Source organism: Methylobacterium planeticum (genome assembly GCF_008806345.1).
GTDB lineage: Bacteria > Pseudomonadota > Alphaproteobacteria > Rhizobiales > Beijerinckiaceae > Methylobacterium > Methylobacterium planeticum.
The window spans coordinates 107893-127994 of record NZ_VZZJ01000003.1 but is presented as its reverse complement, the minus strand read 5'-3'; the positions used below and the strand labels follow the sequence as shown (position 1 = coordinate 127994).

21 protein-coding genes are annotated in these 20102 nt (G+C 70.9%); 14 read left to right on the top strand and 7 right to left on the bottom strand.

Annotated elements, in window-relative coordinates:
- Positions 1-17 precede the first annotated feature (17 nt).
- The 4 genes from lptM to F6X51_RS04320 form a co-directional block, all read right to left on the bottom strand.
- Complete coding sequence (gene lptM, locus F6X51_RS04335) at positions 18-362, bottom strand: LPS translocon maturation chaperone LptM (RefSeq protein ID WP_150961993.1); 345 nt, start codon at positions 360-362, stop codon at positions 18-20.
- Positions 363-486: 124 nt separating this feature from the next.
- The gene (locus F6X51_RS04330; protein ID WP_150961992.1) at positions 487-759 is read right to left on the bottom strand and encodes a 3',5'-cyclic-nucleotide phosphodiesterase; all 273 of its coding nucleotides are present in this window, start codon (positions 757-759) and stop codon (positions 487-489) included.
- A gap of 165 nt (positions 760-924) precedes the next feature.
- Positions 925-1674: a hypothetical protein gene (locus F6X51_RS04325; protein WP_246696619.1), complete on the bottom strand. Its 750-nt coding sequence runs from the start codon at positions 1672-1674 to the stop codon at positions 925-927.
- 146 nt (positions 1675-1820) lie between these two features.
- Positions 1821-2366: a DUF1134 domain-containing protein gene (locus F6X51_RS04320; protein ID WP_246696635.1), complete on the bottom strand. Its 546-nt coding sequence runs from the start codon at positions 2364-2366 to the stop codon at positions 1821-1823.
- 374 nt (positions 2367-2740) lie between these two features.
- On the opposite strand from F6X51_RS04320, the gene F6X51_RS04315 reads away from it, so the two are divergent.
- Positions 2741-3250 carry a YHS domain-containing (seleno)protein gene (locus F6X51_RS04315; protein ID WP_246696618.1) on the top strand — a complete coding sequence of 170 codons (510 nt, stop codon included), beginning with the start codon at positions 2741-2743 and terminating at the stop codon, positions 3248-3250.
- Here the strand turns inward: F6X51_RS04315 and F6X51_RS04310 are convergent.
- Positions 3225-4112, bottom strand: coding sequence for a 3'(2'),5'-bisphosphate nucleotidase CysQ family protein (locus F6X51_RS04310; RefSeq protein ID WP_150961990.1), 888 nt, complete (start codon positions 4110-4112; stop codon positions 3225-3227). The two genes, F6X51_RS04315 and F6X51_RS04310, sit on opposite strands and share 26 nt — an antisense overlap.
- Before the next feature lie 154 nt (positions 4113-4266).
- On the opposite strand from F6X51_RS04310, the gene chpT reads away from it, so the two are divergent.
- The 6 genes from chpT (at position 4267) to F6X51_RS04280 (ending at position 11191) form a co-directional block, all read left to right on the top strand.
- On the top strand, positions 4267-5004 hold the full coding sequence (gene chpT / locus F6X51_RS04305; RefSeq protein ID WP_150961989.1) for a histidine phosphotransferase ChpT: 738 nt from the start codon (positions 4267-4269) through the stop codon (positions 5002-5004).
- Between the two features lie 320 nt (positions 5005-5324).
- Entirely contained in the window at positions 5325-8042 is a 2718-nt protein-coding gene (locus F6X51_RS04300) for a hybrid sensor histidine kinase/response regulator (RefSeq protein ID WP_150961988.1), read from the top strand.
- A gap of 28 nt (positions 8043-8070) precedes the next feature.
- On the top strand, positions 8071-8559 hold the full coding sequence (locus F6X51_RS04295) for a chemotaxis protein CheW (protein ID WP_191970021.1): 489 nt from the start codon (positions 8071-8073) through the stop codon (positions 8557-8559).
- A gap of 22 nt (positions 8560-8581) precedes the next feature.
- Positions 8582-8962 carry a response regulator gene (locus tag F6X51_RS04290; RefSeq protein ID WP_150962225.1) on the top strand — a complete coding sequence of 127 codons (381 nt, stop codon included), beginning with the start codon at positions 8582-8584 and terminating at the stop codon, positions 8960-8962.
- Between the two features lie 202 nt (positions 8963-9164).
- Positions 9165-10325 (top strand): protein-glutamate methylesterase/protein-glutamine glutaminase, encoded by a 1161-nt coding sequence (locus F6X51_RS04285; protein ID WP_150961986.1) that lies wholly within the window; start codon positions 9165-9167, stop codon positions 10323-10325.
- On the top strand, positions 10322-11191 hold the full coding sequence (locus F6X51_RS04280; protein ID WP_150961985.1) for a CheR family methyltransferase: 870 nt from the start codon (positions 10322-10324) through the stop codon (positions 11189-11191). The genes F6X51_RS04285 and F6X51_RS04280 overlap by 4 nt, the downstream gene beginning before the upstream one ends.
- Positions 11192-11449: 258 nt before the next feature.
- Here the strand turns inward: F6X51_RS04280 and ctrA are convergent, their stop codons facing one another.
- The gene (gene ctrA, locus F6X51_RS04275; RefSeq protein WP_150961984.1) at positions 11450-12151 is read right to left on the bottom strand and encodes a response regulator transcription factor CtrA; all 702 of its coding nucleotides are present in this window, start codon (positions 12149-12151) and stop codon (positions 11450-11452) included.
- Positions 12152-12566: 415 nt separating this feature from the next.
- Between ctrA and fliI the strand changes: the two genes are divergently transcribed.
- From fliI to F6X51_RS04250, 5 genes are all read left to right on the top strand, one after another.
- Positions 12567-13922 (top strand): flagellar protein export ATPase FliI, encoded by a 1356-nt coding sequence (fliI, locus tag F6X51_RS04270; RefSeq protein ID WP_150961983.1) that lies wholly within the window; start codon positions 12567-12569, stop codon positions 13920-13922.
- A 62-nt stretch (positions 13923-13984) separates the two neighbouring features.
- On the top strand, positions 13985-14392 hold the full coding sequence (fliJ, locus tag F6X51_RS04265) for a flagellar export protein FliJ (protein WP_150961982.1): 408 nt from the start codon (positions 13985-13987) through the stop codon (positions 14390-14392).
- Between the two features lie 138 nt (positions 14393-14530).
- Positions 14531-15586 carry a lysylphosphatidylglycerol synthase domain-containing protein gene (locus F6X51_RS04260; RefSeq protein WP_150961981.1) on the top strand — a complete coding sequence of 352 codons (1056 nt, stop codon included), beginning with the start codon at positions 14531-14533 and terminating at the stop codon, positions 15584-15586.
- A gap of 15 nt (positions 15587-15601) precedes the next feature.
- Positions 15602-16168 carry a hypothetical protein gene (locus F6X51_RS04255; protein ID WP_150961980.1) on the top strand — a complete coding sequence of 189 codons (567 nt, stop codon included), beginning with the start codon at positions 15602-15604 and terminating at the stop codon, positions 16166-16168.
- A complete protein-coding gene (locus tag F6X51_RS04250; protein ID WP_150961979.1) occupies positions 16165-16611 on the top strand; it encodes a hypothetical protein in 447 nt (148 codons plus the stop codon). The genes F6X51_RS04255 and F6X51_RS04250 overlap by 4 nt, the downstream gene beginning before the upstream one ends.
- A gap of 25 nt (positions 16612-16636) precedes the next feature.
- Here the strand turns inward: F6X51_RS04250 and flhA are convergent, their stop codons facing one another.
- Positions 16637-18775 (bottom strand): flagellar biosynthesis protein FlhA, encoded by a 2139-nt coding sequence (gene flhA, locus F6X51_RS04245; RefSeq protein ID WP_150961978.1) that lies wholly within the window; start codon positions 18773-18775, stop codon positions 16637-16639.
- A gap of 165 nt (positions 18776-18940) precedes the next feature.
- Between flhA and F6X51_RS04240 the strand changes: the two genes are divergently transcribed.
- Together F6X51_RS04240 and F6X51_RS04235 are read left to right on the top strand one after the other, a co-directional pair.
- A complete protein-coding gene (locus F6X51_RS04240) occupies positions 18941-19273 on the top strand; it encodes a hypothetical protein (RefSeq protein WP_150961977.1) in 333 nt (110 codons plus the stop codon).
- Positions 19274-19302: 29 nt separating this feature from the next.
- Entirely contained in the window at positions 19303-20070 is a 768-nt protein-coding gene (locus F6X51_RS04235; RefSeq protein WP_246696617.1) for a general stress protein, read from the top strand.
- Positions 20071-20102: the final 32 nt, after the last annotated feature.

Sequence of the window (20102 nt, the reverse complement as noted above, 5' to 3'; positions counted from 1 at the left end):
GGCTGACGGCTGGCGCCCTACAGGATCGGATCGAGGAGGAAGGGCTTCTTCGGCACGGTGTAGCCGCGCTTGGCCCCGCGCTCGGTCTGCACCGGCGCGTCGGTGCCGGAGGGCGGGATGGCCGAGAGGGGCAGCTCGTCGCCGGCCTGGACGGCGGCCGGGTCCGGCGTCGGCGCACCGAGACCGAGGCCGACGCTGCTCGGCAGGGAGCGCGCGCTCGCGGGCGAGGAGGTTCCCGCCCGCGGGGCCGCGTCGGCGCGGGCGTCGGGCGGCTCGAGGGAGCCGCGCCGCCCGCAGGCCGAGACCGCCAGAGCGACGAGGCCGGCCGCGGCGAGGAGCTTCAGGGATCGGGAAAGCTGCATCGACGCGGGTCCGGCACGCATTCGGGGTGCCCGTGACGGGCGCTCCACCTTAGCGACTGCCGATAGCCGAGGCGAGCGCAGGCGCGCAACAGCCAAGCTGCGCACCCGCCGCGATGCGTCCTCCTCAGCCCTTCTTGCGGCCCGGAGTCGCCTGGTAGGCGTCGATCGCCCGGCGGCAATTCTCGGAGAGCTTCTGCCAGTTCTTCTCGAAGCACGCATCCATGGCCGGATCGTCGGGCGAGAGGTTACCGCAATAGGTGAGGTAATCGCCCGTGCAGTACTTCTTCAGGGTCTCGTTGCCCCGCTTGGTCTGGGGCGCCGGGTCGGCGAAGGCCGGGGCAGCGAGCGACGCGGCGATGCCGAGCGCAAGGCCAAGGGACGTCAGCTTCAGAGCCATGGAGTGTCGTTCCGTCTTCTGTGAAGGGAGAATGGTGCCCGGATGATGCCTTTGCGTGGTCGAAACAAGGCATACCGGACGTGAGGGTGCGGTGAACGCGCGATTCGAACGCGTCCGCGGCGCGGGCCCATCCCGGGCGGTTTCCGATCGGCGGCGCGCGGTTCCTCAGTTCCTCGCCTGGAGCGCGTAGGCATCGACGGCGGGCAGGCGCTCGCGCCGGGTCAGCGCGTCCGCGACCTCGGTGATGCGGTGGCGCAGCTCGGCGTTCTCGCGATGCAGATCCTCGCCCCGGTTCGTCAGCGCCTGGGCGAGCGCGTCCTCGGCGGCCGCGAGGCTGGCGCGCAGGGCCTCGCGCTCGGCCACCAGGGACGCGTGCTGCGCGGAGAGGGCGACGGGCTCCGTCGCGCTGACGGAGAGCCGGGCGGCATCGCGCTCGCGGCGGGTGGTGACCAGGGTCTCGAGCATGTCGCCGTGCGCCTCCTCCAGCGCCCGAAGGGTGGCGAGCCCCGCCACGCCCTCCTCGCGGGCGACGCCGAGCTCGTCCTCGACCCGCACCAGGGTCGCCTGCACGAAGGCGGTCTCGCGGGCGCGCTCGGCGAGCGTCCCGTCCCGCGTCTCGACGTCGCGGGCGAGTGCCGCGATCTCCATGCTGCGGGCGCCGATCTCGGCGAGGTCGGCGTGGCGTTTGGCCAGCGTCGCCTCGACCTTCCGCTCGAGCCGGCGCTGCTGCACGGCGAACTGCGCGCGCAGGAAATCCTTCTCCGCCGCGATCTCCGTGTACGAGAGCGGGAACATCGCCTCCACCCGCCGACGGGCGAGCCGCGCCGCGCGCTTGTTCACGGCCGGCAGGATCAACAGGGCGACCAGGCTCGCGGCCAGGAAGCCGAGGGCGAAGATCATGAAGGTTTCGATCACGCGGGCACGCTCATCCGTTGAGCCTGACGGGACGGGGCCGGACGGGTCCGCTCGCGCGGCACCGCTTCCGGCCGGATCCCGTCATTAGCCCATCTTCGGGGCTCGCGGGCAAATTTTGCGCCCCGGCCGGCCCGGGCCGGCCCGGCTCAGAAGGGGTTCCAGGTCGGGCGGCTGGTGAATTTGAGGTAGCCGATATTGATCCCGAGCCGCGCTCCCACGCCGGTCCGGATCGGCACCACGACGATGCCCTCGGCGGTCGCCGCCGTCATGCCGAAGCCTCCGATGAGGTAGGCCGAGCCGTCGACCCCGCCGAAGCGCCGGTACAGATCCTCGACCGCGGACAGGTTGTAGACGAGCATCATCGTGCGGGCGCCCTCGCCGCCGACGTCGAAGCCGAGGGTCGGCCCCTGCCAGTAGACGCGCCGCTGGCCGGCGTTGCGCGTGTAGAGGGTCCCCTCGCCGTAGCGCAGGCCGCCCACGATCGCGCCGGAGGCTTCCTGCCCCAGGATGTAGCCGTTGGGCTCGCCCCAGCGCCGGGTTGCCTCCTGCACCGTGAGGGCGAGGCCGCGGGAGACCGAGCCGAAGAAGCGGTGGCCGGAATCGACGATCTCCGAGGGCCGGAACGAATCCGGGTTGCCCGGATCGTCGCCGGGGCGCGCCAGCGTCGCGCCGACGCCGCCGAAGGCGAGCATCGCCGCGAGGGCGAGTACGGCCGCAAGGGCGGCCGGGACAGTGCGGCGCCGGGCTGCGGCGCGGTGGTGGGGACCTTGAATCCTCGACATCGTTCCTCCTCGCCCGCGTCGGGCTCTCCGAGGCGATCGTGCGGTCCGTCCGGGCCCTGCGCCCGGGCGACGTGTGGGCCGCGTCCCGGCGCGGCGGCGGCATCCGGTTCCCGGACACCGCATCCCGGGCCCGAGCCGCGCGGTCTGCGGGGTCCCGGGATTGCATTGCGGCCGGCGGTGCGCTCGAAGGCGGCCTCGCCGGTCCGGCCCCGCCGCGACGGCGATTCGGCGAGCCTGACACGGACTTTCGCAAGATGTGGTTAACGCTTCGACAACGCATCCGGATGGCGCCCGCGCTCGCGCTCTTCGCCGGATTCGTGCTCGGCACCGCTCCTGGGCCGCTCCCGTCGGCGTCCCGCGCCGAGGCGCAGGGCCCGCCCGATGCCGTTCGGCCCGGAGCCAGACGCGACACGCTGCCCGCCGCCGATCTCCTGGCCCTGCGCGGCTTCGACGCCGTCAGCTACTTCCTGCCCGGCGGGCCGACCTCCGGCCGGGCCGCCTACGAGCTGTCGTGGCGCGGGCGGGTCTGGCGGTTCGCCAGCGCGGCGAACCGGGAAGCCTTCCGGCGCGATCCCGAGACCTACGCGCCGCGCCTCGGCGGCTACGATCCGGTCGGGATGGTCGAGGGCCGGCTCGTCGATGCCGACCCGCTCGTGTTCGCGCTGATCGGCGAGCGGCTCTACCTGTTCCGGGATCCGGAGCGGCGGGCGCTCGCCGGGCCGGACCTCGCGGGGCGGGCCGAGGCCCGCTGGCCGGACCTGCGCACCCTCACCGAGGCGACGGCTCCGGATTGACGGCCGGGTGCAACTCCGCGAGCACCTCGCCCTGCGGGCGCATCAGCGGCCCCCGGTCCGGCAGGTCGAGGCGATCGAGGTAGGCCGGGTCGCCGAGCGCCGCGAAGGGGCCGTTGCGGTAGGAAAGGGCGTGGCGCCCGTAGACCATCGGCCGGCCGGTCGGTGCCACGACGCAGCCTCCCGCGACCGTCAGTACGTGGTCGCCCGCCGCGGTATCCCACTCCATGGTCGGGCCGCAGCGCACGTAGATGTCGGCCTCGCCGGAGGCGATCAGGCAGAACTTCAGGGCCGAGGCCGCGCCGCGGCGCGACTCGATCGGCAGGCCGGCGAGACAGGCCTCGGTCTCGCTGTCGCCGTGCCGGCGGCTGACCAGGGCGACGAGGCCCGCGGGCGGCGCCTGGCGGGCATGGATGGGGTGGGCGGCCTCGACGCGGCCCGCCCGGATCGGCGCCTCGAAGGCGCTCGTGCCGGCAAACCAGACCCGGGCGACACCGGGGGCCGCGAGGGCCGCCGCGACCGGGCGGTTGCCCTCCACCAGCCCGATATTGACCGAGTATTCCGGATTGCCGGCCAGGAAGTCGCGCGTGCCGTCGAGGGGATCGACCAGGAAGAACAGGTCGGCCGGCGGCACGTTGTGGCAGGTCTCCTCGGCCACGACCGGGATGCCCGGGCAGGCCTGGGCGAGGGCCGAGAGGATCAGCTGCTCGGCCTGCAGGTCGGCCACGCTGGAGGGTGATCCGTCGGGCTTGATGACGTGCGGGCAATCGCCGCCATGGTGGGCGCGCAGGATCTCTCCGGCCTCGCAGGCGATCCCCGCCAGGGTCGCGGCGATGCGATCGCGCTGCGTCTCCGAGAGTGTCATCCGGTCGTCATGCCCGAGGCCTCCGGGATTGTCGACCCGGACACGGAACGGTCCCGAAAGCTTTTCAAAGCAGGACGCGGCGTCTATCCGTGCCGGAGCGGCCGTCGCGGATGCGGCCACAGCTATCTCCGATGAACCTCGCGCGGAGCGCGCCATGACCACCGTGAACCTCGACGCCCTCGATCTCTCCGCCCTGCTGTGCTCCCGCGTCTGCCACGACGTGATCAGCCCGGTGGGCGCGATCGTGAACGGACTCGAGGTGCTGGAGGACGACAACGACGCCTCCATGCGCGAATTCGCCCTCGACCTGATCCGCAAGAGCGCGCGTCAGGCCTCGGCCCGCCTGCAATTCGCCCGCATCGCCTTCGGGGCCGCGGGATCGGCCGGCGCCTCGATCGACCTCGCCGATGCCGAGAAGGTCTCGCGCGGCATGTTCTCCGACGAGAAGACCCAGCTGACCTGGAGCGCGCCCCAGGCCCTGTTCCCGAAGAACAAGGTCAAGCTCCTGCTCAACCTGGTGATGATCGCCACGAGCGCGATCCCGCGCGGGGGCCTGATCGACGTGAAGGTGAGCGGCGACGGCGATGCCCCGCTCCTCGTCCTGAAGTCCAAGGGCTCGCACGCCCGCATCCCGTCCCACGTCGAGGACCTGCTCGCCGGCACGCCCGAGAGCGGCTCCGTCGACGCCCACGGGATCCTGGCCTACTATGCGGGCTTGGTCGCCCGCGCCGCCGCCATGGACGTGCGCTTCTCGATCGAGGGCGACGAGGTGACGATCCGGGCGGAGCCCACCGCCGCCGCGGCCGAGCCGGCGGCGCCAGGAGCTGCCCCGGCGACGACAGAGGACGCCCGTCCCTCCGACAGCGAGCCGAGCGACACCGCGCTCGCCTGAAGCTCGAAGGACCGCTGTCCGGGCAGGCCCCGGCCGTCGGCTGAGCCGATTTCGTTCACGCCGTGCGGCGGGGCCCGGGCCAGCCGGCCCGGCGGCTCCTCCGCAGGCGGGCGGGGTCGGCGCGGCGGTCGGACGTTGTCCGTGCAGGATCGCGTGCGGGCTGAAATCGCCCAGCGCCCGGTCTGGTAAACACGTGGAAACGCTCTCGATATTCCCGGATTTTCAGGTTCGGGAGTATCGGCCGGCAACGGTTCCCTAACCCATCCCGTTCAAGGTTGGATCAGCACGGACTTTGTGCGGATCTGGACCGAGAACCTGTCATGGACGACTTGCTGCGTGAGTTCCTGACCGAGAGCAGTGAGCATCTCGACACTGTCGATACCGAGCTGGTCCGGTTCGAGCAGGAACCAAACAACCAGCAGATCCTGCGCAACATCTTCCGCCTCGTCCACACCATCAAGGGCACCTGCGGCTTCCTCGGGCTGCCGCGCCTGGAGGCGCTGGCGCACGCCGCCGAGACCCTGATGGGGCGCTTCCGCGACGGGCTTCCGGTGAGCGGTCCCTCCGTCACCCTGATCCTGTCGACCCTCGACCGCCTCAAGGCGATCCTGGCGGACCTCGAAGCCACGGGCTCCGAGCCGGCGGGCTCCGACGACGACCTCATCGGCGCCCTCGAGCACATGGCCTCCGCCCCGATCGCGGCAGCGCCCGCCCCGCCGCCGCTCATCACCCTGCCCGAGCCCGTCTCCCGCGAGCTGAAGCCCGGCGAGGTGTCGCTCGAGGACCTCGAGGCCGCCTTCCTGGCCGCGCCCGGCCCCGAGGAGATGATGGCGGAAGCCCCGCCCATGCCGGCCCCCGCAGCCCTGCCGGCCGCCGTCGCGGCGCCGGCTCCGGTGGCGAAGCCGGAACCCGTCGCGATGCCGGAGCCCGCGCCCCCGGCCGCCGCTCCCGCCGCCAAGGCCGCCGATGCGCCGGCCTCCGAGGGCGAGGGCAGCATCGCCAAGGTCCAGACCATCCGGGTGAACGTCGACACCCTCGAGCACCTGATGACGATGGTGTCCGAGCTGGTGCTGACCCGCAACCAGCTGCTCGAGATCGCCCGCCGTCACGACGACACAAGCTACAAGGTGCCGCTGCAGCGCCTCAGCCACGTCACGGCCGAGCTGCAGGAAGGCGTCATGAAGACGCGCATGCAGCCGATCGGCAACGCCTGGCAGAAGCTGCCGCGCGTGGTGCGCGACCTCTCCTCGGAACTCGGCAAGCAGATCGAGCTGGTCATGCAGGGGGCCGAGACCGAGCTCGACCGCCAGGTGCTCGAGGTCATCAAGGACCCGCTCACCCACATGGTCCGCAACTCGGCCGACCACGGCATCGAGTCGACTGCCGAGCGCAAGGCCGCGGGCAAGCCGGCCCGGGGCACGATCCGGCTCGCCGCCTACCACGAGGGCGGCACGATCACGATCGAGATCTCGGACGACGGCAAGGGCCTCGACCTCTCCGCCATCCGCCGCAAGGCGGTGGAGCGGGGCGTGGCGAGCCAGGCCGACATCGAGAAGATGACCGACGCGCAGGTCGCCAAGTTCATCTTCCACGCCGGCTTCTCGACCGCCAAGGCGGTGACCTCGGTCTCCGGCCGCGGCGTCGGCATGGACGTGGTCAAGACCAACATCGAGACCATCGGCGGCGTCATCGACATCAACACGCAGCTCGGCCGCGGCACCACCTTCACCATCAAGATCCCGCTCACCCTCGCGATCGTCGCCGCCCTGATCGTCAAGGCCGGCGACCACCGCTTCGCGGTGCCGCAGGTCGCGGTGCTGGAGCTGGTGCGGGTGGACAAGACCACGGGCCAGCGCGTCGAGCGCATCAACGGCTCGCCGGTGCTGCGGCTGCGCGAGCGGCTGCTGCCGATCGTCACCCTCACGGGCCTCCTCGGCCAGGACAACGGCACCGAGGCCGAGACCGGCTTCGTGGTCGTGGCCCAGGTCGGGCGCCAGCGCTTCGGCATCCTCGTCGACGAGGTCTTCCACACGGAGGAGATCGTCGTGAAGCCGATGTCCTCGAAGCTGCGCCACATCCCGCTGTTTGCCGGCAACACCATCCTGGGCGACGGAGCGGTGGTCCTCATCGTCGATCCGAACGGCGTCGCGCGCCAAGTCAGCCAGGGCTCGCAGACCGGCGCGATCCCGATCGATGCCGAGGTCGAGGAGACCGAGACAGCCGACGCCAAGGCGACGCTGCTGGTCTTCAAGGGCGGCAACAACACCTACAAGGCGGTGCCGCTCTCCCTCGTCACCCGCCTCGAGGAGATCGACGCCTCCAAGATCGAGTGGCTCGGCGGGCGCCCCCTCATTCAGTACCGCGGCCGCCTGATGCCGCTGGTGCCGGCCGACGAGGCAATCACCATCCGTTCCGAGGGCACCCAGGCCCTTGTGGTGTTCTCGGACGGCGAGCGCGCCATGGGCCTCGTGGTCGACGAGATCGTCGACATCGTCGAGGATCGGCTCGACATCGAGATCACGGCCGAGCGCTCGGACCTGATCGGCTCGGCGGTCCTGCGCGGGCGCGCCACCGACATCATCAACATCGCCCACTTCCTGCCCCTCGCCTACGACGACTGGGCGCGGGGGCCGCGCAAGGCCGATAAGCGCAGCGCCACGCTGCTCCTCGTCGACGATTCCGCGTTCTTCCGCGACATGCTGACCCCGGTCCTCAAGGCCGCGGGCTACGCGGTGATCGCGGCCGCGAGCACCGAGCAGGCCCTTGCCGTGCTCCAGTCCAACCCCCGCATCGACGTGGTCGTCACCGATCTCGAGATGCCCGGCCGCAGCGGCTTCGACCTCGTGTCCGCCATGCGCGGCGCCGACCCGCGCCTCGCACGCCTTCCCGTCGTGGCGATGTCGGGCTCGATCGGGGCCGACGCCGTGGAGCGGGCTCGCGCGCTCGCGATCAGCGACCTCGTCGCCAAGTTCGATCGCAGCGGCCTGATCGCGGCCCTCGCCGAAATCAACTCCGTCACCCTCGCCGAAGCCGCCTGACCGCCCGATCCCCCGGAGTCCCACCATGATGCAGGCCGCCAACAGCAACGCCACCGCGGAGGCGGGCACCACCTCCGATTTCGTCACCGTCTTCGTCGGCGACACGATGTTCGGGCTGGCGATCAACCGGGTGCACGACGTGTTCATCCCGGCGGGCGTCACCCCGGTGCCGCTCGCGCCGCCGGAGATCGTCGGCCTCCTCAACCTGCGCGGGCGGGTCGTCACCGCGCTCTGCCTGCGCCGCCGCCTCGGCCTCGCGCCCGCTCAGGGCGAGGGCAACAAGATGGCGATCGGCCTGGAGCAGGGTGGCGAGACCTTCGCCCTCGTGGTCGACGGCGTCGGCGAGGTCCTCAAGCTCGGGGCCGACACCCACGAGGCGGTTCCGATCAACCTCGACGCGCGCTGGCGCGATCTCGCGCTCGGCGTTCACCGCCTCGACGGACGCCTCCTCGTCATCCTCGACGTCGATTCGCTTCTGGCCTTCGGGGCCGGGCGTCTCGGCGCCAGTGCGGCCTGATCGCCAGCGCATGAGCCTCACCATGAAGACCTGCCTCATCGTCGACGATTCCGCCGTGATCCGGAAGGTCGCGCGCCGCATCCTGGAGAACCTCGACCTCGCCGTGAGCGAGGCCGAGGACGGCGCCAAGGCCATGGAGCAGTGCTCCGCGGCGATGCCGGACGTCATCCTGCTCGACTGGAACATGCCGAACATGGACGGCTACGCCTTCCTGCGGGCGCTCCGTCAGGCGCCGGGGGGCGGGGAGCCGAAGGTCTTGTTCTGCACCACCGAGAACGATGTCGGCGCCATCGCCCGCGCCCTCCACGCGGGGGCGGACGAGTACATCATGAAGCCCTTCGACCGCGACATCCTCACCGCCAAGCTCGAGCAGGTCGGGCTGGCTGAGGCGACCGCGGCCTGAACCCCGCACCCGCCGCGTCGCGCCGGGTGCCGCCACATCCGGCCACCCACGCGTCCGGCCGGGACGATAAGGAATGCGGTCCCTTCGCGCGCCGGCCGATGCCGTGCCGGGAGGGGACCGGAGAATCCCAGATGGGAGCGGCGTCGATGGGCCCGGATGGGCCGGCGCCGGTTCGGTGACGCGTATTCGAGGCGTAGGACACATGCTGGCAGCGACCGCCAATCCACCCGCCTCCGGGACCGCCGCCGGCGCGGCCGGGCGCATCAAGGTGCTCATCGCCGACGATTCCGCGGTGGTGCGCGGCCTCGTTGCCCGCTGGATCGGCGAGGCCGGCTACAACGTCGTCGGCACCGCCGCCAACGGCCGGATCGCCGTCGAGATGATGGGCCGGCACGACCCCGACGTGGTGCTCCTCGACATCGACATGCCGGAGCTCGACGGCACGCAGGCGCTGCCCCTGATGCTCGCCCGCTCGCCCGGCCTCCAGGTCGTCATGATGTCGACGCTGACTACGCGCAACGCGGACATCTCCCTGAAATGCCTAGCGCTCGGCGCCGTCGACTACCTCCCGAAGCCCGAGAGCAACCGCGGCGTCACCACCTCGGACGCCTTCCGGGCCGAACTCGTCGAGCGCGTCCGGGTCTTCGGCGCGGCGCGCGCCCGCCGGCGCGGCCCCGCGCCCGCCGCTCCGGGCGCCGCCGCCGCGCCCGCTCCGGCCCAGCCGCGGCCCGCCGCGCCCCTCGTCCTGCGGCCGAAGGCCCGAAGCGCCACGACGCCCCGCGTGCTCCTGATCGGATCCTCGACCGGGGGCCCGCGCGCCGTCGGCGAGGTGCTGGAGAAGATCGGCGCGCCGACGCTCCGCAAGATTCCGGTCCTGATCGTCCAGCACATGCCGCCGGTCTTCACCGCGGTCTTCGCCGAGCATCTCGGGGCCCGCACGGGCATCCCGGCGGGCGAGGGCAAGACGGACGAGCCGGTCCTGCCGGGCCGGATCTACGTCGCCCCGGGCGGACGCCACATGCGCCTCGTCGGCGCGGCCGGGCGCGACCTCGCGATCCGCCTCGACGACGGCCCGGCGGTGAATTTCTGCCGGCCCGCGGTCGACGTCCTGTTCCAGGATGCCGCCGCGATCTTCGGCCCGGCGACCCTCTCGGTGATCCTCACCGGCATGGGCTCCGACGGGACCAACGGCGCCCGCGCTCTCGTCGAGGCCGGCGGTGCCGTCTTGGCCCAGGACGAGGCCACCAGCACGGTCTGGGGCATGCCCGGCAGCGTCGCGAAGGCGGGCCTCGCCCAGGCCATCCTGCCGCTCCCCGACATCGGACCGGCTCTGCGCAGCCTGATCACGGGTCTCAGCGCATGACCGACCTCGATTTCGACTTCCTCCGCGCCTACCTGAAGCAGCGATCCGGCCTCGCCCTGACGGCGGAGAAGCGCTACCTCGTCGAGAGCCGGCTCGGCCCGGTCTGCCGCCGCTTCGGGATCGCCACGCTGCGCGACCTCGTGGGCGCCCTCAAGGTCTCCCGCGATACCGGCATCGAGCGCGCCGTGATCGAGGCGATGACCACCAACGAAACGTTCTTCTTCCGCGACCGGGCGCCCTTCGACCTGTTCCGCGACGTTCTGCTGCCGCAGGTGATCGCGCGCCGGGCGAGCCAGCGCCGCATCCGGATCTGGTGCGCCGCGTCCTCGACCGGGCAGGAGCCCTACTCGCTCGCGATGCTGCTGCGGGAGGCGGGGCCGCGCCTCGCGGGCTGGCACGTCGACATCGTGGCCACCGATCTCTCGACCGAGGTGATCGAGAAGGCGAAGCTCGGCCTCTACAGCCACTTCGAGGTGCAGCGCGGCCTGCCCGTGCAAATGCTGCTCAAGTACTTCACCCAGGTCGGCGAGCAGTGGCACATCGCCCCGGGCATCCGCTCGATGGTCGATTACCGCCAGCTGAACCTGCTGAACGGGTTCGAGGCGCTCGGGCCGTTCGACATCATCTACTGCCGCAACGTGCTGATCTATTTCGACGCGCCGACGAAGGCGGACGTGCTGGCGCGGCTCGCCGCGTGCCTGACCCCGGAAGGGGCCCTGCTGCTCGGCGCCGCCGAGACCGTCATCGGCCTGACCGACCGCCTCGCGCCGAACCCGGACCATCGCGGCCTCTACGGGCATCCCCCGGATTCCGCCCGCACCGCCGCGACCGCACCGCGCCCCCTGCGCGTCGCCGCCCTCCGCTGAGCCCCGGGGCTTCCCCGGCCCGACCAACTCCCGACCGACCCCGGCTCTCACCCCGAAAGCCGGGGTCTTCCGTTTGCGGATCCGACTCCGGTGAGGGCTCCGGGAAGGGGGCAGCGAAGGCCGCCGGCCGGCACCGGCGCTCCCGGAGGAGGGAACCCGCCCGGCCGCGCACCGGTCCGTGGCGGCCGCCCTGTGCGGAAAAAACAAAAAGCCCCGCCGAAGCGGGGCTTGTTCGTGAGGGGAGGGGGTCTGCCGCGATCAGACGGCGATCCGCTCCTCGCCGTCCACGGGCTCACGCAGCACGTAGCCGCGGCCCCAGACGGTCTCGATGTAGTTCTTGCCCGAGGAGGCGTTGGCGAGCTTCTTGCGCAGCTTGCAGATGAAGACGTCGATGATCTTCAGCTCGGGCTCGTCCATGCCGCCGTAGAGGTGGTTGAGGAACATCTCCTTCGTCAGGGTCGTGCCCTTCCGGAGGCTGAGGAGCTCCAGCATCTGGTACTCCTTGCCGGTGAGATGGACCCGCGAGCCCGAGACCTCGACGGTCTTCTGGTCGAGGTTCACGATCAGGTCGCCGGTGGTGATGACCGATTGGGCGTGGCCCTTCGAGCGGCGCACGATCGCGTGGATGCGGGCGACGAGCTCGTCCTTGTGGAAGGGCTTGGTCAGGTAGTCGTCGGCCCCGAAGCCGAGGCCCTTCACCTTGTCCTCGATGCCGGCCATGCCCGACAGGATCAGGATCGGCGTCTTGACCTTGGCCACGCGCAGGCTGCGCAGGACCTCGTAGCCCGACATGTCGGGCAGGTTCAGGTCGAGCAGGATGATGTCGTAATCGTAGAGCTTGCCGAGATCGACGCCCTCCTCACCGAGATCGGTGGTGTAGGTGTTGAAGTTCTCGGACTTGAGCATCAGCTCGATGCTCTGCGCCGTGGCGCTGTCGTCCTCGATCAGAAGTACCCGCATCGTCGGTCCCCAGCCCAGCACGGCCGTTTCAGCGTTCGGACACGTCCCGCCATACGCCCGCCACCGGCCTGTGGACGGGCGCACCCTCGTCATTGACGTGAAACGCTATTCGTTAATCGTTAACAAAACCTGATTCTCGCTTGCAAGCGTCCGTTTGGTGTTCACGCTCTCCGGGACGAAAAATCGTCAGCGATGTGGTCTCGCGACGATCGCCGCCCTTCTCCCTCAGCGTGGCCACAACCCCGGCCAAGTGCTTCGCCCTGCACGGTTCGGCGCGATCTGTGACCCGAAAGTCACGGCCGCTCGCGCGTCGGATGCCGCGCCCCGCGCTTCATCCAAGATGTGAACGGCTCGCTACAAGCCCGATGCACTCAGTGTTAAGGAGGGAGGTAAACGAAGCGTGAAGGGGGCGCGGATGACCGACGATCTGCGCGGAACGGGGCGGGCCTCGCTCGCGGCCGCCCGGGCGGCCCTTGAGCGGATCGAATCACTCGAGACCTACGGCCGCGTCGTGGCGATCCGGGGCCTCCTCGTCGAGGTCGCCGGACCGGTGGCCGCCATGCGCCTCGGCGGCCGCCTCGACATCGAGGGGGCCGGGCGCTCCGGGTTGATCCCCTGCGAGATCATCGGCTTCCAGGGCGACCGGGCCCTCGCGATGCCGTTCGGGTCCCTCGAGGGTGTGCGCCGGGGCTGCCCGGCCTATGTCCGCGACGAGGCGGCGGGCGCCATCAGGCCCTCGAGCGCCTGGCTCGGCCGGGTCGTCGATGCCCTCGGCCGCCCCGTGGACGGCCTCGGGCCGCTGCCGCCCGGCCCCGAGATCTATCCCCTGCGCGCCGACCCGCCCCCGGCCCACGCGCGCCGCCGGGTCGGCCGCCCCCTCGATCTCGGGATCCGCTGCATCAACACCTTCCTGACCATGTGCGCCGGCCAGCGCATGGGCATCTTCGCGGGCTCGGGCGTCGGCAAGTCGGTCCTGCTCTCGATGCTGGCGCGCTACACCGCGGCGGATGTCGCGGTGATCGGGCTCGTCGGGGAGCGCGGGCGCGAGGTGCAGGAGTTCCTGCAGGACGATCTCGGGCCGGAGGGCCTCGCCCGCTCCGTGGTGGTGGTGGCGACCTCCGACGAGCCGGCCCTGATGCGCCGGAACGCCGCCTACGTCACCCTGGCGCTCGCCGAGCACTTCCGCGATTCCGGCGCCAAGGTCCTGTGCATGATCGACTCGATCACGCGCTTCGCCATGGCTCAGCGCGACATCGGTCTGGCGGCCGGCGAGCCGCCCACCGCCAAGGGCTACACCCCGACCGTGTTCAGCGAGCTGCCGCGCCTCCTCGAGCGGGCCGGGCCCGGGGTGGGGGAGGGGACCATCTCGGCCCTGTTCACGGTGCTGGTCGAGGGCGACGACCACAACGAGCCCGTGGCGGACGCGGTCCGGGGCATCCTCGACGGGCACATCGTGATGGAGCGCTCGATCGCCGAGCGCGGGCGTTACCCCGCCATCAACGTGCTCCGCTCGGTCTCCCGCACCATGCCGCGCGCCTGCGATCCCGCCTTCCTCCCCGTGGTGCGCCGGGCGCGGCGGGTGCTCTCCACCTACGCCGACATGGAGGAGCTGATCCGCCTCGGCGCCTACCGGGCCGGCTCCTCGCAGGAGGTGGACGAGGCCGTGGCGCTCATGCCCGATCTTGAGGCTTTTCTGGGGCAGGGTAAGGAAGAAGCAACCTCCATCGGCGATGGTTACGCACGGCTCGCCCAGATCGTGGGCGGACCCTGAGAGGCGTTGCGGGCGGTCTTCGCCGAGCATGCCCCTAGGCGTTGCGTGGAGTGAGCGTTCCCATGAAATCGCGTGACACGCTGATCCGTCTGCGTCGCTTCCAGGTCGACGAGAAGCGTCGGCGCGTGACCCAGATCGAGATGATGATGGCCGACTTCCTCCGGATGGCCACCGAGCTCGATCGTGAGGTTGCCCAGGAAGAAGGCCGCGCCGGCATCTCCGACACAGCCCATTTCGCCTACCCGACCTATGCCCGCGCCGCCGCCGGCCGCCGAGACAACATGCGCCAGTCCGCCGCCGCCCTCGAGGGGCAGCTCGCCGAGGCCAAGGCCGAGCTCGGCGAGGCCTTCGAGGAGCTGAAGAAGGTCGAGATCCTGGAGGATCGCGAGCGCAGCGCCGAGCGCGCCGCCGAGGCCCTGCGCGATCAGGCGGCCATGGACGGGATCGGCCTGTCCCGGGCGCGGGCCTGAGCTTTCGGCCGAGCCGGCACGAAACCGTCACGATCCGGTGACATCACGCATCGCCCCGCGGCGCCGAGAGGCCTCGCTTGCGGTGCGTCCGATCCTGGCGCATCAGGGGCCCTCTGCCCAAGGGTGCGTCCGGTTTCCATGAAGAAGATCAGCGAATTCATCTGGCCGATCATCGGGATCGGGGCACTCATCGTATCGGGCTGGCTCCTCTACCGAGAGCTCAAGGACATCTCGATCGCCGACATCGAGACGAGCCTCGCGGCGATCCCCTCGCACCGCTTCCTGCTCGCCGGTCTCTCGACCCTCGTCGCCTACGCGGCCCTCGCCTGGTACGACCGGATCGCGCTGCTGCATCTCGGCGTGCGCCACATCTCCTGGTTCTTCGTCTCGGTCTGCTCCTTCACCACCTACGCGCTCTCGCACAATATCGGCGCCTCGGTCTTCTCGGGCGCGGTGGTGCGCTACCGAGCCTACACGGCCAAGGGGCTGTCGGCCGCCCAGGTCGCCGTGCTGGTGGCCCTGTGCTCCTTCACCTTCGGCCTCGGGACCCTGCTCCTCGGCGGGGCCGTGCTGGCGCTGAAGCCCGACCTGCTGGCGCGCCTCGAAGGCCATCTCCCGAACCTCCTGACGAACCCGACGACCGCCTTCCTGCTCGGCCTGGCGCTGCTCGGGGCGGTGGGGCTCTACGTGGTGGGCTCGCTCCTCCACCTGAAGCCGCTGCACATCCGCGCCTTCAAGCTCGAATATCCGCGCCCGAACATCATGGGCCGGCAGCTCGTCGCGGCGCCCCTCGAACTCCTCGGCGCGGCGGGCATCATCTACTTCGCGCTGCCCGAGGCCGGCAATCCCGGCTTCCTCGTGGTCCTGGCGGTGTTCCTCGCCTCGTTCTCGGCGGCCCTCGTCTCGCACGCGCCGGGTGGCCTCGGCGTGTTCGAGCTGATCTTCGTCCTGGCGATGCCGGAGGTGGCGCGCCCGCAAGTGATCGCCGCGCTCCTGGTCTTCCGGATCTTCTACTTCTGGCTGCCCTTCGCCCTCTCGGTGGTCGTCGTCGTCCTGTACGAGCGCTCCCGCCTCTCCGAGGCCTGGAAACGGCGCGCCGACATTTCCGCCGAGCCGCCGCCGGAGCCCCCGCTGGTGGCGCCCGGCCTCGACGCGCACAAGATCGAGCACCGGCTGGAGAAGAAGGCGGTCTGAGGACGGGCAGACGGCATGGATCGATCCCTCGACGCGGCACGACTTCAGCAGGCGTTCGATCTTCTGGGCGCCGACCTCGCGGCGCGCGGTGCCTTCGTCGAACTGGCTGTCTACGGAGGTGGTGCCATCATGCTGCAATTCGCGTGGCGCCGTTCGACCGAGGATGTCGATGCGGTGGTGCGCGAGGGGTACGATGAGGCGGTTCTGGGACCATCCGTAGCCCATGTCGCCACTCGGATGAACCTCGACCCCATGTGGCTGAACGACGCCGTAGGCATGTTCACGCCGCTCGATGAGCAGGACACGCTTTTCATGCTGTCCGGCAGCTATCCTGCCGGTGCGCAGCCAGGGCTGAGAACCTTCGTCGCGAAGCCGCACTACCTCCTGGCGATGAAGCTCCAGGCCCTTCAGAACCTCGATCGCGGCGATCGTGACATCAACGATGCGCGGATGCTCGCGAGCCACCTCGGTCTGACCGACGTGGCCGAGCTGGATAGGCTCTACCGATCCATCTACGACGACGCGCCGCCTGAGACGGCGCGAAGCCGGTTCGCGGCTGTCGTGGAGGTGTCCAAGCCATGAGGCCGCGCTCCCTTCGCGAGGTTGTCGAGCGCTCCCGACGCGATCCGGATTGGGAGCATCACCTCCGCGAATTCCTCGACGCGTTCTACCTGGCCGATGGGGAGCGGGTGCGACAGACGGGCTTCATCGCGGAGGAGCCGGGGCTGCTGGGCCACGCGCGCGCCGATGCCTTCCTGGGCGGCGTCGGCGAACATCTGGCCCGGCGCTGGGGGCTCGCGGTCCCGGTCTGGGTCCGCGACGACGCCCGCTACCTGACGACGGCCATGTTCGTTCCGGACGAGAGGAACCTGCGCCCCTACCTGATCTGCGTCAGTCCCGTGGCGTTTCGGGCGCGCCTGATCTTCACCGGGCCCGATCCCCTGCAACGCGCGCGTTTCCCGTATCGGCGCGGCGTCGTCAGCTTCCCGGACTCGTTTCCGGGCGCGCCCGAGGCGTCGGCCTGATCCCGTCGCGGGTGCGTCCGCTCCGTCAGACCGATCCGACGGTCCGCAGCCGCGCCCGCGGGTGGATCTCCGCCTGGCTCATCACCGGCGTCTCGCGGCGGAAGCGCTCGATGATCGAGCGGACGAAGGGCCGGGCCTGAACGGAGGTGACGAGCACCGGCATCTCGCCCATGCGGGCGGCCGTCTCGAAACGGTCGCGGACGGTGTTGACGAATTCCGACAGTTTCGACGGCTGCATCGCGAGGTAGCGCTCCTCGCGCTCGCCGACGATCGATTCGAGGAAGGCCTGCTCCCAGCTCGGGGAAAGGGTGATGATCGGCAGCATGCCGTCCGGGCCCTGGTACTGGGCGCAGATCTGGCGGCCGAGGCGGGCGCGGACGTGCTCGACGATGTCGCGCGGGTTCTTCACCGAGCCCGCTACCTCGGCGATGCCCTCGACGATCGAGCCGAGGTCGCGGATCGAGACCCGCTCCGCCAGCAGGAACTGCAGCACGCGCTGGATGCCCGTCGTCGAGATCTGGCTCGGCGCCACCTCCTTGAGGAGTTCCGCGTGCTCCTTCGAGAGCTCCTTCAGGAGCTTCTGGACCTCGACATGGTTCAGGAGCTCCGAGACGTGGGCCTTGATGATCTCGGTCAGGTGCGTCGAGACCACGGTCGCGGCGTCCACCACCGTGTAGCCCTTGAGCTGCGCCTGATCGCGCAGGGACGCGTCGATCCAGGTCGCGGGGAGCCCGAAGGTCGGTTCCAGCATGTGCTGGCCCGGGAGCTGCACCTGGCCGCCCATCGGGTCCATCGCCATGAATTGGCCCGGGAAGATCTGGCCGGTGCCGGCCTCGATCTCCTTCACCCGCACCACGTAGGCGTTGGCGTCGAGCTGCACGTTGTCGAGGATGCGCACGGAGGGCATCACGAAGCCCAGCTCGGCCGCGAGCTGGCGGCGCAGGGCCTTGATCTGGTCGGTGAGCCGGTCGCCCGCCTCGCCGTTGACGAGGGCGAGGAGCGCGTAGCCCATCTCGAGCTTGAGGTCGTCGAGCTTGAGGAGGTCGGTGACCGTCTCCTCCTTCGCCGCGCTCGTCGCCGCGGCATCGATCGGCGCGCCGTCCGCATCCACCGGCGGGGCTTCCCGGGCGGTCTTGGCGATGCGCCACGCGGCGTAGCCCGAGGCCCCCCCGAGGGCCAGGAACGGCAGCATCGGCATGCCGGGCAGGAGCGCGATCAGCACCATCACGCCCGCCGACATGCCGAGCGCCTTCGGATAGTTGGCGAGCTGCTTGCCCAGCGCCTTGTCGGCGGAGCCCTTCACGCCGGCCTTCGAGACCAGGATGCCGGCCGCCGTCGAGACGATCAGCGCCGGCACCTGGGAGGCGAGGCCGTCGCCGATGGTGAGGAGCGTGTAGCTCTTGGCGGCGCCGAGGAACGGCATGCCCTGCTGGGCGACGCCGATGATGATGCCGCCGATGACGTTGATGAAGGTGATCAGGAGCGCCGCGATGGCGTCGCCGCGCACGAATTTCGAGGCACCGTCCATGGCGCCGAAGAAGGAGGATTCCTCCTCCAGCGCCGCGCGCCGGGCCTTGGCGGCCTTCTCGTCGATGAGGCCCGCCGAGAGGTCGGCGTCGATCGCCATCTGCTTGCCCGGCATCGCGTCGAGGGTGAAGCGGGCCGCGACCTCGGCGATGCGCCCCGAGCCCTTCGTGATGACGACGAAGTTCACGATGATCAGGATCGCGAACACGATGATCCCGATGACGAAGTTGCCCCCCATCACGAAGTTGCCGAAGGCCTCGATGACGTGGCCCGCCGCCGCCGTTCCCTCGTGCCCGTGGCCGAGGATCAGCCGCGTCGAGGCGAGGTTCAGCGCCAGCCGCAGCATGGTGGCGATCAGGAGGAGTGTCGGGAAGACCGTGAACTCGAGCGGATTGTCGATGAACAGGCCCGTCATCATGATCAGGACGGACAGGATGATCGAGACCGCGAGCAGCAGGTCGAGCAGGATCGCGGGCAGCGGGAAGATCAGCACCGTGAGGATGCCCATCACCGCCGTGGCGAAGAACAGGTCGGTGCGCCGCGTCAGCGCCTCGAGGTTGCCGCGGGTCGGCAGCGAGAAGCCGCCGAAGCGCGGGAGCCCGGAGGTCGTGGCCGGCACCGTCGCCGTTTCGCTCATGAGGCTCGCATCCCGCCGACGCACACGCAGACCCGGCAAGATTTGCCGGGCTTAGGGTTAGCGTCGCGTTAACGCGAGGGCCGCCGGGCTCCGCTCACGCTGGAACCCGCATCCGACCCGGTTGCTTGAAGGGACACGATCCGCAACCGCTCAGAGGCCTTTCCCATGCGCACGACTCTGGCACTCGCCGCTGTCCTGACCCTCGCGGGGGCGGGGGCCGCCTCTGCCCAGGCCAGTCCGGCTCCCGATCCGAATTCGGAGACGAAGGCCGGTCCGCATTCCGGCGGCATGCCCCACGGCACCGTCGGCGCGAAGCTCGAGACCGGCGCCAACAGCTTCACGGAGGGGCAGGTCAAGGACCGGTTCGCCAAGATGGGCTTCGGCGAGGTCAAGGACCTCAAGAAGGACGATCAGGGCATCTGGCGCGGCATGGCCACCCATGCCGGCAAGGAGGTCAGTATCGGCATGGACTACAAGGGCAACGTCGCCGCGCAATAGTCCCACCCGCACCATTGGAGGAACGCATCATGGCGACACGAGCCATCACCGCCCTGTTCGACGCGTACGACGACGCGGCCCGTGCCGTGGACAAGCTCGAGGCCGAGGGCATTCCCCACAGCGACATCAGCATCGTGGCCAGCAACGAGGACGACCGCCATGCCGCGCGGCTGAGCGGCGAGCCGGCCGTCTCCCGGCGGGATCCGAACGAGGAGAGCGACGCCGCCGACGGCGCCGGCACCGGGGCCACCCTCGGGACCGTGCTCGGGGGCGGCGCCGGCCTCCTCGCCGGGCTCGGTCTCCTGGCGATCCCCGGCGTCGGCCCCGTGGTGGCGGCCGGCTGGCTCGTGGCGACGGTGACGGGGGCGGGTGTCGGCGCGGTCACCGGCGGCCTGCTCGGCGGCCTGACGGGCGCCGGCCTGAGCGAGCACGAGGCCGAGACCTACGCCGAGGGCGTGCGCCGGGGGGGCACCCTGGTGACGGTCCGCGCCGACGACGCCCAGGCCGAGCGGGTCCTCGCGCTCCTCGATCAGCACGGCTCGATCGACCTCGACGAGCGTGCCCAGAACTGGCGTTCACAGGGCTGGACCGGGGGCACGGCCCGCCCGGCGACCGAGGAGATCGGCTCGACCGCCATCGGGGCCGCCGGCTCGACCACGACGGGGCTCGATACGGAGAGCGGCCACACCCTGTTCCCGGCCGACGAGGGCCGCGTGCCGGGCACGAGCCCGGCACGCGAGGCGAGCCCGGGCGTCAGCGGCGGGCCGAAGCAGACCCTCGATCCGACCGGGCGCTGAATCCGGCCGCGGGCGGCTCGGCGCCGCCCGCG

Excerpts from the sequence above, each read along its gene's own strand:
- F6X51_RS04300 (WP_150961988.1), top strand. The coding sequence starts at position 5,325 with ATGGACGACTTGCTGCGTGAGTTCCTGACCGAGAGCAGTGAGCATCTC.
- F6X51_RS04290 (WP_150962225.1), top strand. The coding sequence starts at position 8,582 with ATGAAGACCTGCCTCATCGTCGACGATTCCGCCGTGATCCGGAAGGTC.
- F6X51_RS04320 (WP_246696635.1), bottom strand. The coding sequence starts at position 2,366 with ATGCTCGCCTTCGGCGGCGTCGGCGCGACGCTGGCGCGCCCCGGCGAC.
- F6X51_RS04285 (WP_150961986.1), top strand. The coding sequence starts at position 9,165 with ATGCTGGCAGCGACCGCCAATCCACCCGCCTCCGGGACCGCCGCCGGC.
- F6X51_RS04310 (WP_150961990.1), bottom strand. The coding sequence starts at position 4,112 with ATGACACTCTCGGAGACGCAGCGCGATCGCATCGCCGCGACCCTGGCG.
- fliJ (WP_150961982.1), top strand. The coding sequence starts at position 13,985 with ATGAAATCGCGTGACACGCTGATCCGTCTGCGTCGCTTCCAGGTCGAC.
- F6X51_RS04280 (WP_150961985.1), top strand. The coding sequence starts at position 10,322 with ATGACCGACCTCGATTTCGACTTCCTCCGCGCCTACCTGAAGCAGCGA.
- ctrA (WP_150961984.1), bottom strand. The coding sequence starts at position 12,151 with ATGCGGGTACTTCTGATCGAGGACGACAGCGCCACGGCGCAGAGCATC.
- F6X51_RS04235 (WP_246696617.1), top strand. The coding sequence starts at position 19,303 with ATGGCGACACGAGCCATCACCGCCCTGTTCGACGCGTACGACGACGCG.
- F6X51_RS04330 (WP_150961992.1), bottom strand. The coding sequence starts at position 759 with ATGGCTCTGAAGCTGACGTCCCTTGGCCTTGCGCTCGGCATCGCCGCG.
- F6X51_RS04240 (WP_150961977.1), top strand. The coding sequence starts at position 18,941 with ATGCGCACGACTCTGGCACTCGCCGCTGTCCTGACCCTCGCGGGGGCG.
- F6X51_RS04260 (WP_150961981.1), top strand. The coding sequence starts at position 14,531 with ATGAAGAAGATCAGCGAATTCATCTGGCCGATCATCGGGATCGGGGCA.
- lptM (WP_150961993.1), bottom strand. The coding sequence starts at position 362 with ATGCAGCTTTCCCGATCCCTGAAGCTCCTCGCCGCGGCCGGCCTCGTC.
- chpT (WP_150961989.1), top strand. The coding sequence starts at position 4,267 with ATGACCACCGTGAACCTCGACGCCCTCGATCTCTCCGCCCTGCTGTGC.
- F6X51_RS04255 (WP_150961980.1), top strand. The coding sequence starts at position 15,602 with ATGGATCGATCCCTCGACGCGGCACGACTTCAGCAGGCGTTCGATCTT.
- F6X51_RS04250 (WP_150961979.1), top strand. The coding sequence starts at position 16,165 with ATGAGGCCGCGCTCCCTTCGCGAGGTTGTCGAGCGCTCCCGACGCGAT.
- F6X51_RS04315 (WP_246696618.1), top strand. The coding sequence starts at position 2,741 with ATGGCGCCCGCGCTCGCGCTCTTCGCCGGATTCGTGCTCGGCACCGCT.
- flhA (WP_150961978.1), bottom strand. The coding sequence starts at position 18,775 with ATGAGCGAAACGGCGACGGTGCCGGCCACGACCTCCGGGCTCCCGCGC.
- F6X51_RS04295 (WP_191970021.1), top strand. The coding sequence starts at position 8,071 with ATGCAGGCCGCCAACAGCAACGCCACCGCGGAGGCGGGCACCACCTCC.
- fliI (WP_150961983.1), top strand. The coding sequence starts at position 12,567 with ATGACCGACGATCTGCGCGGAACGGGGCGGGCCTCGCTCGCGGCCGCC.